This is a genomic window from Thiosulfativibrio zosterae (assembly GCF_011398155.1).
In the GTDB taxonomy this organism is placed as follows: domain Bacteria; phylum Pseudomonadota; class Gammaproteobacteria; order Thiomicrospirales; family Thiomicrospiraceae; genus Thiosulfativibrio; species Thiosulfativibrio zosterae.
Map to the genome: position 1 here is coordinate 1479663 of NZ_AP021888.1, position 15313 is coordinate 1494975.

At 43.2% G+C, this 15313-nt stretch carries 13 protein-coding genes; 3 read left to right on the top strand and 10 right to left on the bottom strand.

What is annotated here, in order from left to right:
- Positions 1-37 precede the first annotated feature (37 nt).
- From ubiG to THMIRH_RS06835, 3 genes are read left to right on the top strand one after another with little or no spacing between them, the layout of a single operon-like run.
- Positions 38-739, top strand: coding sequence for a bifunctional 2-polyprenyl-6-hydroxyphenol methylase/3-demethylubiquinol 3-O-methyltransferase UbiG (gene ubiG / locus THMIRH_RS06825; RefSeq protein WP_173291379.1), 702 nt, complete (start codon positions 38-40; stop codon positions 737-739).
- Positions 740-753: 14 nt separating this feature from the next.
- Positions 754-1425 (top strand): HAD family hydrolase, encoded by a 672-nt coding sequence (locus THMIRH_RS06830; RefSeq protein WP_173291380.1) that lies wholly within the window; start codon positions 754-756, stop codon positions 1423-1425.
- A gap of 3 nt (positions 1426-1428) precedes the next feature.
- Positions 1429-2157 carry an SDR family NAD(P)-dependent oxidoreductase gene (locus THMIRH_RS06835; RefSeq protein ID WP_173291381.1) on the top strand — a complete coding sequence of 243 codons (729 nt, stop codon included), beginning with the start codon at positions 1429-1431 and terminating at the stop codon, positions 2155-2157.
- A 91-nt stretch (positions 2158-2248) separates the two neighbouring features.
- Here THMIRH_RS06835 and THMIRH_RS06840 read toward each other — a convergent pair whose 3' ends face one another.
- The 10 genes from THMIRH_RS06840 to rimP all read right to left on the bottom strand — a co-directional run bounded on the left by THMIRH_RS06840 (position 2249) and on the right by rimP (position 15181).
- Positions 2249-5173, bottom strand: coding sequence for an insulinase family protein (locus THMIRH_RS06840; protein ID WP_173291382.1), 2925 nt, complete (start codon positions 5171-5173; stop codon positions 2249-2251).
- A gap of 62 nt (positions 5174-5235) precedes the next feature.
- Positions 5236-7332 carry a polyribonucleotide nucleotidyltransferase gene (pnp, locus tag THMIRH_RS06845; RefSeq protein WP_173291383.1) on the bottom strand — a complete coding sequence of 699 codons (2097 nt, stop codon included), beginning with the start codon at positions 7330-7332 and terminating at the stop codon, positions 5236-5238.
- Between the two features lie 266 nt (positions 7333-7598).
- Entirely contained in the window at positions 7599-7865 is a 267-nt protein-coding gene (gene rpsO / locus THMIRH_RS06850) for a 30S ribosomal protein S15 (protein ID WP_173291384.1), read from the bottom strand.
- A 123-nt stretch (positions 7866-7988) separates the two neighbouring features.
- Entirely contained in the window at positions 7989-8480 is a 492-nt protein-coding gene (locus tag THMIRH_RS06855) for a Crp/Fnr family transcriptional regulator (protein ID WP_173291385.1), read from the bottom strand.
- Between the two features lie 4 nt (positions 8481-8484).
- Positions 8485-9306, bottom strand: a complete 822-nt coding sequence (locus tag THMIRH_RS06860) for a methyltransferase domain-containing protein (RefSeq protein ID WP_173291386.1) — start codon at positions 9304-9306, stop codon at positions 8485-8487.
- Between the two features lie 7 nt (positions 9307-9313).
- A complete protein-coding gene (gene truB, locus THMIRH_RS06865) occupies positions 9314-10237 on the bottom strand; it encodes a tRNA pseudouridine(55) synthase TruB (RefSeq protein WP_173291387.1) in 924 nt (307 codons plus the stop codon).
- Positions 10227-10595 (bottom strand): 30S ribosome-binding factor RbfA, encoded by a 369-nt coding sequence (rbfA, locus tag THMIRH_RS06870; protein WP_173291388.1) that lies wholly within the window; start codon positions 10593-10595, stop codon positions 10227-10229. Before rbfA ends, truB begins: the two co-directional genes overlap by 11 nt.
- Before the next feature lie 82 nt (positions 10596-10677).
- Positions 10678-13170 carry a translation initiation factor IF-2 gene (infB, locus tag THMIRH_RS06875; protein WP_173291389.1) on the bottom strand — a complete coding sequence of 831 codons (2493 nt, stop codon included), beginning with the start codon at positions 13168-13170 and terminating at the stop codon, positions 10678-10680.
- Between the two features lie 16 nt (positions 13171-13186).
- Positions 13187-14674: a transcription termination factor NusA gene (gene nusA, locus THMIRH_RS06880; RefSeq protein ID WP_173291390.1), complete on the bottom strand. Its 1488-nt coding sequence runs from the start codon at positions 14672-14674 to the stop codon at positions 13187-13189.
- A gap of 54 nt (positions 14675-14728) precedes the next feature.
- On the bottom strand, positions 14729-15181 hold the full coding sequence (gene rimP / locus THMIRH_RS06885) for a ribosome maturation factor RimP (RefSeq protein ID WP_173291391.1): 453 nt from the start codon (positions 15179-15181) through the stop codon (positions 14729-14731).
- Between the last annotated feature and the right edge of the window lie 132 nt (positions 15182-15313).

Here is a 15313-nt window from a genome sequence, read left to right on the forward strand (position 1 = left end):
AATCTCGAACAATTTCATCAATTCAAAAAGCCAACCTATGACTCGCAATGCAGATCCGCAAGAACTTGACAACTTTAACCGCCTTTCTTCCACCTGGTGGGATACCGAAGGCGAATTTGGCGCACTTCACAAAATCAACCCCATTCGCTTGGAGTTTATCAAACACTTTCAGCCCATAAAAAACCAAACCGTTTTAGACATAGGGTGCGGTGGCGGTATTCTTTCAGAATCTTTGGCGCTGGCTGGCGCTAACACCACTGGAATTGATTTGGCTGAAGAAGTATTAACCATTGCAAAATTGCATTGTTTGGAAACCGGCATTCAAGTGAATTACCAATTGATTGCCGCTGAAACCTTTGCCGAGCAAAATCCCGAACAATTTGATGTGGTGACCTGTATGGAAATGTTAGAGCACGTCCCCGACCCAGCAGCCATCATCAAAGCGGCTGCGCTGGCTTGCAAACCCGGCGGTTGGATATTTTTTTCAACGCTCAACCGTAATTACAAGTCCTATTTACTGGCCATATTTGCTGCAGAGCAACTGCTCAACCTAGTCCCTAAAGGCACCCATACCCACGAAAAATTTATTAAACCTTCAGAATTAGATGCCATGGCGCGCCAAGCAGACTTGGTTTTAATGGATGGTCGCGGCATCCACTTTAATCCTTTAACCCAGCATGTTGGCCTATCCTTTAAAATGGATGTGAACTACCTGATGGCTTATCAAAAACCCTTATAATTTTTGGAAAAATCATGACTCAAGCCATTCAATGCGTTCTTTTTGACTTAGATGGTACGCTACTCGATACCTCTTACGACTTTACCTATGCGCTTAATGCCACCTGCCGACATTTCGATGCACCACCGCTTAATTATCAAGACATTCGTAAAGTGGTATCACAAGGTGGCATGGCCATGACAAAACTGGCTTTTCCAAACTTGCCAGAATCAGAATTAGAAGCGCGCCGCCAATTCTTTTTAGATATTTACAATGAGCATATTGATTGCCACACCCGGATTTTTCCAGGTCTGGAACTGGGTTTAGAAATCTTAGCTAAAAAGCAAATTCCTTGGGGAATCGTCACCAATAAACCCGGTTGGCTCACTGAAAAACTGATGATGTCTTTTTTATTCCCTAGCCAGCCTAAAACCGTTATTAGTGGTGATACTCTGGCAGTGCGTAAACCTTTTAGAGAACCCATGGATTTAGCCGCCAAAGAATGTGGCATTGCTAATGAAGCCTGTATTTACATTGGAGACCATCCGCGCGACATCGAAGCTGGCATTAATGCCCAGATGCAAACCGGAGCCGCCATGTATGGCTACCTACCTGAAACGGCCCGCTCAAAAGATTGGCCCGCCGATCATCGGTTTGACACCCCGTTTGATATCAGCTTATTCATTCAAAAAACCTTTACGGAGTAGTGCATGGCCGATTTTTCAACGCTTTGTTTGCCTAAAAACGCTCAAACCATTTTAATCACTGGCGCTGCAGAAGGTTTAGGTCGCGCGATGAGCTTGCTATTGGCGCAAAACCAAAATCAGTTATTGTTATTGGATAAAAACCAGCCAGCGCTCAACGCACTTTATGATGAGCTGGTTACCAAAGACTGTGAACCTGCGATTATTCCATTTGATTTACAAGGCGCTAATCCAGACGACTACCTACAGCTTGCAGAATCAATTCAGCAACAATATGGCAAACTGGATGTCTTATTTCTAAACGCGGCGACCCTACCCGGTTTTACACCCTTAGCAGCGTTTGACATCACGCAATGGTATCAAGTCATGCAAGTGAACTTAAACGCCAACTTTCATCTGATTCAAAATTGTTTGGCATTACTCAAGCAATCTTCTGACGGAAAACTGGTCAGCATTATTGACCAAGAAGTTGAAAAACACCCAGCCTATTATGGCGCCTACGGTGTTGCCAAAGCAGGGCTTGAACAACTGATGAAAACTCTGGCCAAAGAACAAAGCCAAAGTGGCATTACTTTTTATAATGCCAAACTAGAAGCCTTTGCCAGCAACACTCGCAGCCGACAGTTTCCCAGCGAAAACCCGAATAACCTACCCAGCACAACCCAAACTGCCACGCAACTCCTAGACATTGTATTCAATCACTTGCAGTCAGAATTTATCTTAAAACAACACTGATTTCAAAACCCTAAAATACAAAAAAGCCGCTAATTTTAACCAGGCCTGGTTATTTTTAGCGGCTTTTTAGGGTTTTAAGTGCTTTAAAGCCTTAGAGTTTAATCAAATCAAACCCTGCAGCTTCGGTGATGGCGCGCGTGCCTTCGTGTGTTAAGACAGCCCATGAAGCTTGCTCGGGTAGCAGGTATTTTTGCGCTACCGTGCGACATTGTTCAAGGGTGCAATTCAACACACCTAATCGATAGGCCATACGCAATTCGTAAGTTTTGCCATACAAATCTTGATAAAAGGCTTTTTTGGCTTCGCCAGCCGGTGAGCCGGGTTTATCCATGGCACTGATGATATTGAGTATCGCTTCTTCAACCTGTGCTTGTTTGGCATCCGAACTCATCAACCAGTCAATCGCACGGTCAAAATCTGCATAGGTTTCCATCAATCTTGGGTCACGGTACGAATAAAAATTAAACGCCGCCGACTCTGGATTAAAAGAAGCACCGCCGCCATAAGCACCGCCCTTTTCGCGCACTTGCGAGTGCAAAAAGCCATTACGCAATACCGCCGACAGCACCGATAAAATCGGTGCGTCTTCATGCCCAGCCCCCACCACCGGATAGGCTTTAGCGCAAAAGTTGACTTGTGAACTGGTTATCCAAGCTTGCTTCACCGACATCTGGGATGCCGATAAACGCAAACCTTGAGTCTGTGGTGCGTGATTAAGTTCTTGCCAAGCCGTCGGCAAGGTTTGCAATGCCAAGGCTTGTCCTGCTTCATCAGCCACTAATAAAGCCTGTTTGGGTGTATTCATCATTTTGCGTTGAATACCACTTAAGGTATTGGCAAATGCTTGTAACGCTTGTTGCCCATCTTCACCTTCAGTATTAATGTCTTTGTACAACTGCTTGATAAACTGAATACCGGCAAAACCACTGCGGTTAAATGCCCAGTTAGCCACCGGCGTAAAATGCTGACTGGCCGCCATCATTGCCAAGCCATGACCATTGCCGGTAACACCTTGGTCCACCGATGAGCGCACTTGCCCCATTAAATCATCTAAACGATCTAACTCGTCAAATCGAGCAGTTTGCAAGGTTTCTAGGAGCACTTGTGCTAAATCCGATTCATGGCGATTAAGCGCTTTGCCAGACAAGACCAAGTGACTTTTAAAAATTTGAGGATTAAGCAAATCCGTACGCAAATTGGTTTTGGCACTGATGCCGCCAGTGACTGCAGAGTGTCGTGCTTGCGTTGCTAAATAATCGCGACCTGCAGACCCAACCTCTGGTAAACAGGCATTAAATAAGGGCAGTAACGCCTGTTCTTGCGGCGTTAAATCTGGTACATCAATAATGATTTGTTCGTAAATCAGCCCATTAGTACCGGCCACATAATGAGTTAAAGGCAAGTCATTCACTTTATCTTGAACGCCGTGAATTTGTTTAATATCCGCTGGAATATCTGCTTTGGTCACTTCTGGCAAAATCGAAATATCATCTTCCAATTCTTGTCGAGCCTGCAAGGCCAAAGATTGGTCGATAATCGCCTGCGCCGCTTCAGGGCTTAACTGAGCTTTAATTTGCGCTAGGGCGGATTTTTCGGCCTGTTCTTTTTGCTCTGATAATTGTGCATCTGGCGCAAGGGTAAAACAGACTTGATGCGGATTATCTAACAACCAAGTTTGAATCATTTTTGGAATAAAACCAGGTTTTAGAGCTTCGACGCGCAATTTATTGAGCGCTGCATCTGTATCCAACAAGGCAATCGGATCACCATCATGCATAGCACCCGCTAAAGATTGCAGCATCAGTTGTAAGCCGTAGGGATAACCATCCCCACCAATTTCTCGTTGCGACAGTTCGAGTTGATGCAGCGCAGATTCAATCATTTCCGCATCCACATCTTCTTCTACCACCGCTTTTAGGGTTTGCAAAATGAGCGTTTTAATGGCATCGGTATGCGCTGCTTCGGAACCTTGCACACCCACAATAAAAGCCATTTCACGGTTAGAATCTTCCAAACCACACAAAGGCGACGGTGCATTGGCCAGCTCAGTGGTTTCTAGGACTTTGCGCAATGGAGAAGCACTGTTTTCGAGTAACACTGAAGACAACAAATGCCCTTTTAACACATCCATCGTATCTTTGTTTTCACCCAACAACCACCCCATCACGATATGAGTTTTGGCTTCTAAAGAAGCTTCGTTTAAGGCATACACACCCTGGGCAATTTTCGGTTCTGCATAGCGTTCTTCTAAGCTGACTTTAACCACAGGCACTTTATTTTTAAACCGTGCCAGCGCCAAATTTTCAAACTGAGTTTGATGCTCTGCCGCCGAAATATCGCCATAAGTCATAAACACCGAATTGGAGGGATGGTAGTGATAACGGTGAAACTCCACTAATTGCTCATGGGTTAACTCTGGAATATTAACTGGGTCACCACCTGAGTTGTAATGATAGGTGGAAGTGGGATACAACTCTGCCGAAAAATCTTGCCATAAGGTAGACACGGGAGAGCTCATAGCGCCTTTCATTTCATTGTAAACCACCCCTTTATAAACCAATTCTGATTCAGGATTCTCCATCTCGGCAAACTCTAAACGATGCCCTTCCTGAATAAAATCAAGTTTATTTAAATTGGGAAAAAATACTGCATCCATATAGACTTGCAAAAGGTTTTGAAAGTCTTTTCTATTTTCAGTGGCAAACGGATAAGCGGTCCAATCACTGGAAGTAAAAGCGTTCATAAAGGTATTGAGTGAGCGGCGTATCATCATAAAAAACGGATCACGCACCGGATATTTCTCACTGCCACACAAGGTGGTGTGCTCTAGAATGTGTGCCACACCGGTTGAGTCCATTGGCACCGTACGCAAAGCCACCATAAAGACATTTTGTGGGTCGTCAGCGGCTAAATGATAATGTTCAGCGCCCGTGATGCGATGACGATAATGCTCCACCACCACTTTTAGTGAGTCAATCGGTTGGGTTTTTAGCAATTCAAAAGGGTTTGATTTCATAACATCCTCAGATGATAAAAAAGGCCGTTAAAACGGCCTTATTAAAAAGTAAAAACAACGATTTAGGCTTTAGGTTCAGCTTCTTTCATAGACAACTTAACGCGACCTTGCTTATCGATATCAATTAACTTAACGCGAATTTCTTGACCTTCTGCTAGGTATTTAGAAACATCTTCAACACGCTCTTCGGCAATTTGAGACACATGCACTAGGCCTTCACGGCCTGGCATATAAGCCACAAAAGCACCAAAGTCGACAATCTTTTTAACGACCGCATCATAGGTCATACCAATTTCTGGCTCAGCAACAATTTCGGCAATTTTGCGTTTTGCGATTTCAGCAGAAACATCATCCGTAGCAGCAATTTTAACATTACCATCATCATCAATTTCAATCACACAACCTGACTCTTCCGTTAACGCACGGATGGTTGCGCCGCCTTTACCAATGATTTCACGCACTTTTTCAGGTTTTACTTTAACATTAAAGAAACGCGGTGCCGTGGTAGCGACTTCGGTATTTGAATGATTAATGGCAGAGTCCATGGCTTTTAAAATGTGCAGACGACCCGCTTTGGCTTGTTCTAGGGCAATTTGCATAATTTCTTCAGTAATACCCTGGATTTTGATATCCATTTGTAGAGCCGTAACGCCTTGATCGGTTCCAGCGACCTTAAAGTCCATGTCACCCAAATGATCTTCGTCACCTAAAATATCAGACAAAACCGCAAAACCAGAATCTTCTTTAATCAAGCCCATGGCAATCCCAGCGATAGGCGCTGCAATCGGCACACCCGCATGCATTAAAGACATAGAGGTACCGCAAACCGTTGCCATAGAAGAAGAACCGTTTGACTCTGTGATTTCAGACACCACACGAATGGTGTAGGGAAATTCATCGGCCGTTGGCAATAAGGCAGCAACACCACGACGCGCCAACATACCATGACCTATCTCACGACGCCCAGGCGAACCTGTACGACCACACTCACCAACAGAGAAAGGTGGGAAGTTATAATGCAACATAAAACGGTCATGATAAGAACCGGTTAATTCATCAACAATTTTGGCATCTTTTTCAGTCCCCAAAGTGGTCACGACCAATGCCTGAGTTTCGCCACGCGTAAACAAGGCAGAACCATGTACTTTTGGTAAAACGCCAACTTGGCAATTAATGGCACGAATTGTTTTGGTATCACGACCATCAATTCTTGGCTCGCCTGCAATGATGCGACTACGAACTATGTCTTTTTGCAATTTTTCAAACATGCCCTCAATCGCTTTGGCAGCATATCCTTGAGGATTCGTTTCCGTTGCAACCAAAGTTTCAAGTAATTTTGCTTTAGCAGCATCTAAAGCCGCATAACGCGCCATCTTGTCTGCAATGCTATAAGCCGCTTCCACATCCGCACGCGCCGCGGCATAGACGGCATCTTTTAATTCAACATTAACGGGTGCTGCTTGCCAATCCCAAGTGGGTTTGCCAACTTGCGCCTTAAACTCATTTATCGCATCAATGGCCACTTGCATTTGTTGGAAACCAAACATAACCGCGCCCAACATGATTTCTTCAGACAACTCAGCGGCTTCTGATTCAACCATCAACACCGCATCTCGCGTTCCTGCAACACTCAATTCTAAGTCAGAGGTTTCTAAATCTAATTCTGAAGGGTTTAGTAAATATTCACCGTCACGGTAACCGACGACAGCAGCACCTAAAGGTCCATCAAATGGAATACCAGAAATGGCTAAAGCCGCTGAAGTTCCTAGCATAGCGGCCACTTCAGTACCCACTTCTGGATCTAAAGCCAAAACGGTGGCAATGATTTGCACTTCGTTCATAAATCCTTTGGGAAATAAAGGACGAATCGGGCGGTCAATTAAACGAGAAGTTAAGGTTTCGTGCTCAGATGGACGCCCTTCACGCTTTAAAAACCCACCTGGAATTTTGCCAGCCGCAAAAGCTTTTTCTTGATAATTAACGGTTAGCGGGAAAAAATCTTGACCTTCGCTGACACTCTTTGACGCCACTGCCGTGACTAAAAGGCGCGTATCGCCCATGCCGATCATTACTGCACCGTCTGCTTGGCGCGCAATTTCACCTGTTTCTAGAGTTACCGTATGAGCGCCATACTGAAATGAATGTGTCACTTTTGCCATGATTTTTTCCTTTATCAAATTTCGAGCCGAAACCTGAATCCCAAGACAGTCTGCTATTTCAATAAACTCTCTAGGGATTCAGGCTTGAGGTTACCCTCATCTGGGTTTGCGACTCTTTTTTTCTTGAGTTACGAACAATTAAAAACCTTACCATTCTACCTGAATTTGACCGCAACGAAATCACCTTTGTAAGCATTAACCCACAATTTAGGCAAAAAAAAACCTCGCAATGCGAGGTTTCTTCTGTGACACCGCCCTAGCGATGATTACTTACGCAAGCCTAAACGCTTGATCAATTCGTAGTAACGCGGTGCGTTTTTACGGTGTAAATAATCTAATAACTTACGACGACGGCTAACTAAACGCAATAAACCAGTACGAGAATGGTTGTCATGAATGTGCGTTTTGAAGTGGTCAGTTAGGTATTTAATTCTGTGCGTTAAAAGTGCTACTTGAACTTCTGGTGAACCAGTATCGCCTTCAGCAGTTGCGTATTCTGCAACTAATGCTGCTTTATCTTCAGGTGTTAACATGTATTTTCCTTGTTAATCGGTTTATTAAAGTTAATTTCCACAACCGATGGTAGAAATTAATTTGCGCATTATACTCAAAAGTATTGTTAACACAAGTATTTAAAGTGGATTACGCAAATAAAATCAGCGTTTGCCGATACCAGACATGTAATTTTCAATATGAGACAAATCTGTCGACATATGACGAATCAAATGATCCAAACTGACAACGGCATTTTCAACCAAGTTTACCGCGATATAAGGATGTTCAACTTTTAGACGATCGTACATGGCACGCGTAATTTCTAATAAAACCACCTCTTTAGAAGCCGCCGTCATTTTAAGCATTCTAGGTTTACGGTCAAAAAACGACATCTCCCCAATTAAATTACCAGGCGTTTGGCGACCCACATCGGCTTCACACTGACCATCGTGCGTTGAAAAGGCAACCTTACCGGCAATAATAAAGTACATCGCATTTCCAACCTCACCCATGTCTGAGATAATTTGGTCTTTTTGAAAGTTTTTTTCCTGCAAATAATTTGTCATGGTCTCAACTTCATTACGCGTGAGAGATTCACAAATTTTATTTTGTTGAAAGTAATCAAATAATTGGGCTGCTGTCATTTCTTGCATGGAATTAACCTTTCTTTTGAGCGATAAACGAGGCCACGGGTCGGCCATCTGGAAGTGAGTCTATTCTATCAATTAAAATAGTGAAATCATGAAAAACTTCACTTAATTCAGCGGGTTTTAAAATGAAATTGGGATTTTTGGGGCTACCAAAAACTTCACAGCCTTCGGTAAAAGTCTGAAACACAACAAATCCTTTGGGGCGGATGGATTGACGCATGACTGGGAAAAGTTGACGATTCAAAAACCTGATACACACCACTAAATCCCAGCGTTCAAAATCTTGTTCACCATAACAATTTGGATCGGTTAAATCACAAGATTTAAAATCAATGGTTGCTTGATGGTGTTTGGCTAACTGCTGTGCACGCTCTAACACGGCGGGCTTGTGTTCAATGGCTTTAACAAACAATCCCTGTTGCGCCAAAAACACCGCATCGCGTCCACCGCCACACCCTAAGTCAATGGCTTTTAGGTTTTTTAATGGTTGATGCAAATCCGCTTGAACGAGCGTTAGCCATTCTTTGATTAAGGGGCTAGGCGACCACAAAATGCGCGATTCTGTGCCAAAACTAACCAGGCCTGGTTGTTTTTGAGTCAATTTTGCTTGCCAATCCACCTCTATTTTTACGCGATAACCTTTTGAAACTAAGTATGCTTGTGCAGCAATACAATCTGTTTCAGAGCCCATTATGCTTAATAATGCAGGACGAGCAGGTAATTCATTTAAGCGCTCGGGCAATTCTGCCCAAGGTATATGGGTGGCGCCAACCAAATGACCTGCACAATATTCTGGTGTGTTGCGTAAATCAATTAAGGGCAGATTCATCAAACAACTACAAATTAAAAAGACGCTTTGCTTTCACCATTTGCTTGGTATCGGACCATTCACCCACCCCAAAAAAAACACCCTCTGGGTTATAGAATTTGACCAATTCAGTGGCTGGTTTTGGCAAGGCTAGCATTCCGCCATGCTGGATAAAATCCGTTTGTTCTTGGCTTAAATTCAAGCTTTCTAAATGCCCCAAAGGTAAATCTAAGGGCAACAAGCCATAAGATTCATCCAAGGCAACTTTTGTGGCCAACTCATCCATATCCATCATTAAGTCGGCGGTTAAACAGCCTGTTAAAACCCGATGTAAGGCAATTAAATGCCCCACCGTACCTAAAGCTTGTGCAATGTCTTCTCCCAGGGTTCTTACATAAGTTCCTTTAGAACAATTCACTTCAAACTTAAGGGTGTCCGAGCCATTAAACTCAAGAAGTTTTAAATAACTTAAGTGAATATGTCTGGCAGGACGCTCAATTTCAATGCCTTGACGCGCATAACTATACAGGGGCTTACCTTGATATTTGAGTGCCGAATACATGGGGGGCACTTGAGTACTGTCGCCTAAAAAAGTTTCTAGGGTCGATGCTATCTGAGCGCTGGTTAAAACAGGCACTTCTGCGGTCAAAGCCGGCTCGCCATCTTTATCGCCCGAGTCAGTTGCTTGTCCTAATTTTAGGGTCGCAATATATCCCTTATCAGCATCTAGTAATAACCCAGAAATTTTTGTGGCTTCACCAAAACAAATGGGCAGTAATCCGGTGGCAAAAGGGTCTAAAGCACCGGTGTGTCCGGCTTTTTCTGCCGAATAAAAGCGCCGCACTTTTTGCAAAACTGCGTTTGAGGTTAAGCCTTCTGGCTTATTCACTATCACTAGGCCATTGACTTTTTTCCAAGTTTTCTTAGCCGGTTTTTCTAACTTATCGGTCATGCGAATGGAGGGCTTTTTGAATTAAAATTTCAATTTCACTGGCATTTTCAGCCACTTCATCATAAAAAAAGCGTAAATGTGGCGTAATGCGCAAACGCAAACGCTGTCCGATTTCTGAGCGAAAAAAAGCACTGGCTTTTTTGAAGGCTTCAACCGCATCCGTCACTTCTACATCACCTTTGTTACTGCCAATAATGGTGAAATAAACCGTGGCAATGCTCAAATCCTTAGAGATTTTGCACTCGGTAATATTGACCTTTGCTAAACGGGGATCTTTAGTTTCTGTGTGTAATAATTCGGCCAGCGTTTTGCGGATTTCTAATGCCACGCGCTTAGGGCGACTCACTTCGTTATTCATAATATTCCTAAAATAAAAAGGGTTAAACAAATATACCCCAGTAAAGGGGTATATTTAAATGGACTTACTAAAAACTAAACGCTTAATCTAAAGTACGCTTAATTTCAGTACGCTGGAAGACCTCAATTTGGTCACCGGCACGAACATCGTTGTAATCTTTAACACCGATACCGCACTCCATGCCTTGACGAACTTCTGCAACATCGTCTTTATAACGACGCAGAGATTCTAAAGCACCTTCATAGATAACCACATTGTCACGCAATACACGAATTGGCGCATTACGCTTAACAATACCATCAACCACCATACAACCAGCAATTGCACCAATTTTAGGGGCTTTAAAGACATCACGAACATCTGCGATACCGATAATTTCTTCTTTAAACTCAGGTGCAAGTTTACCTTCAATAGCACGCTTAACTTCATCAACCACTTCATAGATGATGCTGTAGTATTTCAAGAAAATACCTTCGTTATCAATCAAACGCTTGGCTTTCGTATCGGCACGAACATTGAAACCGAAAATTAAGGCTTCTGACGCTAGGGCTAAGTTAGCATCGGTTTCAGAGATCCCACCTACACCGCTCGAAACGATATTGACGCGAACTTCTTCGTTAGATAACTTGATTAACGCATCTGAAATAGCCTGAATTGAACCTTGCACATCCGCTTTAAGCACGATATTAACATTTTGCATATCGCCTTCAGCCATCTTGTTAAACATATTGTCTAACTTAGATTTTTGCTGACGCGCAATCTTCATTTCTTTGCTCTTCGTTTGACGGAACATGGCAACTTCACGAGCTTTTCTTTCAGACTCGACCGTAATCATGTCATCACCCGCAACCGGAATACCTGACAAACCTAAGATTTCTACTGGCATTGATGGGCCAGCACTCTTAACTTCAACACCTTTTTCATTGGTCAACATGCGCACACGGCCATATTCCATACCGCACAAGGCAATGTCACCTTTCTTTAAGGTACCTGTTTGAACCAACACAGTTGCAACCGCTCCGCGACCTTTATCCAAACGAGATTCAATAACGATCCCTTTTGCATGACCGTCAATCGGTGCTTCTAATTCAAGCATTTCTGATTGCAATAGAATGGCATCTAGCAGTTCATCAACCCCAAAACCAGTTTTAGCAGAAACAGGTACAAACTGAACATCGCCACCCCATTCCTCTGGAACAACTTCTTCAGCAACCAATTCTTGCATTACGCGGTCTGGGTTTGCGCCCTCTTTATCCATCTTGTTCATGGCAACCACCATACCAACACCTGCCGCTTTGGCATGTTGAATGGCTTCTTTGGTTTGTGGCATCACACCATCATCAGCTGCAACCACGATAACAACAATATCCGTTACCTTAGCACCACGCGCACGCATCGCCGTAAAGGCTTCGTGACCAGGTGTATCGATAAAGGTTACACCACCATGACCTGTGTCAACATTGTAGGCACCGATATGCTGGGTAATCCCACCGGCTTCACCAGAAGCGACCTTGGCTTTACGAATGTAATCCAACAAAGATGTTTTACCATGGTCAACATGCCCCATGATGGTCACAACGGGTGAACGGTGTACTGTTTTACCGGTATATTCTTGGTTTACAACGGAATCTTCTAGTGCATTCTCGTTAATAATTTCAACCTGATGCCCTAATTCTTCAACCACCAAAGTAGCTGTGTCTTGGTCTAACACCTGGTTAATGGTTGCTAAAGTGCCCATTTTCATGAGCTCTTTAATCACTTCAGCAGCCTTAACCGCCATTTTATCGGCCAGCTCTGAAACTAAAATTGTTTCACCCAAAGCAACGGTACGAACTTGTTTTTCAACCGGTTTTTGGAAACCATGTTCGTTATCCTGCTCATGTTTTTTGAACTTACGGCGACGACCAAAAGTACCCTCATCAGCAGCAAAGGCCAAGTCTTTTTTAGGCACTTTGATTTTTGTCTGAGGCTTGCCTTTATGGGCTTTCCCCTCTTTATCAGACAATTCTTTTTTGTGGGTTTTCTTAATGTCTTTTTCAACATTATGTTTAGGAATGCTTTTAGGCTCTTTTTTATCGGTGACGACAACAGCGGCACCTGCGCTATTATCCTCTACAACCGCTTCAACCTTAACATCTTCAACCGGTAAATCCACAACCGCTTCAACTTCTGGTGTTTTTGGAGCAACCGTTTCTACTATAGGTGCAGCAGCTTGTGCAACTTCGACAACGGGGGCTTCTGCAATGGGTTCAACCACTTCTTCAGCAACCACTTCGTCTGGTTTTTTAACATAAGTGCGCTTTTTGCGAACTTCAACATTGACGGTGCGCTTACCTGAACCAGAAGACAGGTTTAAAGTTTTGACTTGCTTACGCTTTAAAGTCACTTTTTGAGGTGCTTCAGCCGTATCACCGTGCAACGCTTTTAAATAACTTAAAAGCGTTTGTTTTTCTTCGTCACTGATAGAATCTTTAGCGGTTTTTTTACCAACACCGGCGGCTTCTAATTGTGCTAAGAGTCTTTCCTCAGAAAGATTTAAGGTTTCAGAAAATTGTTTAATCGTTACTCCGGACATACAGTTATATCCTCCTTTATTCAAACCATGGTGCACGAGCTTTCAGGATTAATTCTCCAGCAGCTTCTTCACTCATCGCTATAATTTCAATTAGTTCGTCAGTACCTAGTTCAGCCAAATCTTCTTGGGTGACAATACCTTTGCTGGCCAGTGTTTTAGCCATATCATCTGTCATACCGTCTAGTGCCAGCAAATCTTCCGCAGGCTCTGCCATCGCCAATTTCTCTTCTTTGGCAATTGCTTGAGTCAACAAGGCATCTTTAGCACGGTCTTTTAACTCTTGGACAATATCTTCATCAAAACCATCAATATCTAACATTTCAGCAGCAGGCACATAGGCCACTTCTTCAAGTGTTGTGAATCCTTCTGCAACTAAAACTTCAGCCAATTCTTCGTCAATATCTAAAGCCGTCATGAATAATGCTAACTGAACCTTAGACTCGTTATCGTGCTTGGCAGACATATCTGTTTGTGTCATCACATTCAAAGTCCAACCGGTTAACTCAGAAGCTAAACGAATGTTTTGCCCTGCTTTCCCTATGGCTTGCGACAATTGATCGTCCGCCACCGCTAAATCCATTGAATGCTTATCTTCGTCAACCATGATGGAAGTAACTTCAGCAGGCGCCATAGCGTTAATCACGAACTGAGCATCTTCTGGACTCCAAAGTACGATATCAATACGCTCACCATTTAGTTCATTCGTTACCGCTTGAACACGACCACCACGCATACCCACACAGGCACCGATGGGATCTAGACGAGGGTCATTAGCGCGAACAGCGACTTTAGCGCGCAAACCAACATCACGAGCAGCACTCATAATGTCAATTAAATCATCACCAATTTCAGGGACTTCAATTTTGAACAACTCTATCAACATTTCTTTACAGGCGCGTGACATCGTAATTTGTGGACCACGAGGACGGAATTCAACTTCTTGAACATAACCACGCACACGGTCACCCATTTTGAAAACTTCACGGTTAATCAATTCTGAGCGCGGAATAATGGCATCCACATTGTCACCCAAATCTAACACAACATCGCCACGATCAACACGCTTAACTTGACCAGTAATAATTTCACCCACGCGTTTTGAGTATTCTTCAACCACTTTCTTACGCTCAGCTTCACGCACTTTTTGCAAAATGACTTGCTTAGCTGTTTGGGCACCAATGCGACCAAACTCAATTGATTCGATTTCTTGTTCGATGAATTGACCCACTTCAATGTTTGGATCCTCTTCAACCGCATCCATCATGCGAATATACCAATAAGGGTTTTCTTCGATTTGAACATCATCTTCGATGACTTCCCAGCGCTGATAAGTGGTGTAATCACCTGTGTGGCGATTGATCTCTACCCGAGCATCTAACTCATCACCATGACTTTTACGGGTTGCTGTGGCCAATGCGGCTTCGATGGCTTCAAAAATAATGCCTCTATCAACACCTTTTTCGTTGGACATAATTTCAACAACAGCTAAAACTTCTTTGCTCATGTTATTTCCTTGCTTTTTTAATCTCTTAAATGACCTGACATTTCAGGCGTTTTATTAAAATTCGATCACCAGATTTGCTTTGTCTATTAAAGCGAAATCGATATTAAATATTTCACCATCGACTTCTATTTCGATATGGTCTGCGGTGACTTCTACTAGAGGGCCTTTAAAATTGCGGCGCCCCATAATAGCGCTGGTTGTTCTAACTCTTAATAAACGCCCTTTTTGAGGCGCATATTGCTCAGGTCTAAATAATTGACGATCAACACCTGGAGAAGAAACCTCTAGCATGTAAGCACTGCTAATCGGGTCTTCGACATCCATAATGGCACTGATTTGGCGGCTGACCAATCCACAATCATCCACCGTTACCCCTTCAGGCTTATCAATGTAGATTCGTAAAGTGGAGTGTTTGCCAGCAGCAAGATATTCACATCCCCAAAAATCGAAGCCCATAGATTCCACGGTGGGTTGACACAAATTTTGAATTTTTTCTTCTAAAGTCACAGATTATTCCAATCAAGTTAAGGGCTTCTTAAGCGTGTTTAAAACGAAATTCCTGAGTTTAAATAACAAAAAACCCCGTAAAAACGGGGTTTTTAAAATTTAAGCAGGCTATTCAATCGGGAGCGTCTTGTA